General features: G+C 66.7%; 1 protein-coding gene. It reads right to left on the bottom strand.

Annotated elements, in window-relative coordinates:
* On the bottom strand, window positions 1-776 hold a 776-nt coding region (locus tag Msi02_RS42790), incomplete at its 3' end, for an ABC transporter permease (protein WP_239109448.1).
* Window positions 777-886 lie beyond the last annotated feature (110 nt).

The following is an 886-nucleotide window of genomic DNA, read 5'->3' as shown; positions in this document are numbered from 1 at the left end:
CGCTGCAGCAGCACGGCGACGACGATGATCGCGCCCTTGGCGACGAGCTGGTCGGCGGTGTTGAGACCGTTCAGGATGAACAGGTTGGTGATCACAGTGAAGATCAGCAGACCGAGGATCGAACCGATGATCGTGCCCCGGCCGCCGCTCAGCAGCGTCCCGCCGATGATCACGGCGGCGATCGCGTCGAGCTCGTACAGATCGCCGTGGGTGGACGACCCGGTCGTGGTCCGCGCCATGATCAGCACCGCGGCGATCCCGCAGCACAGACCCGACAGCGCGTACAGCATCAGCGTGTGCTTGCGCACGTCGATACCGGCCAGACGGGCCGCCTCGGGATTGCCGCCCACCGCATAGGTGCGCCGGCCGAACGTCGTACGGTTGAGCACCACCCAGCCGACCAGCACCACCAGCGCGAACACATACACCAGCAGCGGCAGCCCGAGCACCCGCGTGGTGGACAGATCGACGATCAGCGAGTTGTCCGGCTGCACCAGCTGCGTGCGCTGGTTGGACATCCGCTGCGCCAGACCACGCCCCGCCACCATCATCGCCAGCGTTGCGATGAACGGCACCATCCGCCCGTAGGAGATCAGGATCCCGTTGAGCAACCCCGCGCCGGTGCCCACCAGCACCGCGCAAACGATCATCACGACCGGCCCGTAGGACTGGGTGGCCAGCGTGGTCGCCCACACCGACGCCAACGCCATCAACGCCCCGACCGACAGGTCGATGCCACCACCGATGATCACAAAGGTCATGCCGACCGTGATCACCCCGATGGTCGAGGCCAACGCCAGGATGCTCACCAAATTGGAGGACGTGGCGAAGTTCTCCGGCCGGGTCACCAGGCCCACGATCGCCAGCAGCACCAGCGCCGCGACCA

The sequence above is a fragment of the Microbispora siamensis genome, from assembly GCF_016863095.1.
Lineage (GTDB): Bacteria > Actinomycetota > Actinomycetes > Streptosporangiales > Streptosporangiaceae > Microbispora > Microbispora siamensis.
The sequence above is the reverse complement of the archived record's forward strand: the minus strand, read 5'-3'. Positions and strand labels throughout refer to the sequence as shown.